Annotated in this window: 2 protein-coding genes; both read right to left on the minus strand. The window is 33.7% G+C overall.

What is annotated here, in order from left to right:
- Window positions 1-225: hypothetical protein (locus AC07E5_RS02315; RefSeq protein ID WP_498624545.1), on the minus strand; the 225-nt coding region annotated here is incomplete at its 3' end.
- A gap of 77 nt (window positions 226-302) precedes the next feature.
- Window positions 303-502: hypothetical protein (locus tag AC07E5_RS02320; RefSeq protein ID WP_498624546.1), on the minus strand; the 200-nt coding region annotated here is incomplete at its 5' end.

The raw sequence follows: 502 nt of genomic DNA on the forward strand, positions 1-502 counted from the left end.
TCCTTCACCTCCTAACCAATAGTTAAGAACATGATCATATTTACCTTCCTTATTTTGAAAGTAAATATCTATAAAGCCATCACTGCTTCCAGTGAATATTGAGTAAGCACCTTCACAGGTAACTGCTGAAGATCGGATAATGTAATCTTTTAGTCCATCGCCATTAAAATCTACATTTACCAAAAATCCTTTATAGAAAGTGATTTTAGGATTTTTAACTTGCATTTCTTCATCTTCAGATATGCGTTGGCAGGTATCTATATACTCACTTTGAACTACTTCTTTAATCTCTATAGGCAGCNTTAATATGTATATCTGAAACCTTGTGCCATCATGCAATCTTGTATCATTTCAGCTTTTTCATTTTGATTTACTTTAGCTAAACCTACGTCATAGCGACATTTTGCTAAAGCATTATTAACATCGTGTGGAGTAATTCCTGCTTTTCTCCACATAGGTTGTGATGTACTACATGCAGAAAGTAAAAGTGTTGAAACAGCTA

This window comes from Acinetobacter seohaensis (assembly GCF_056431365.1).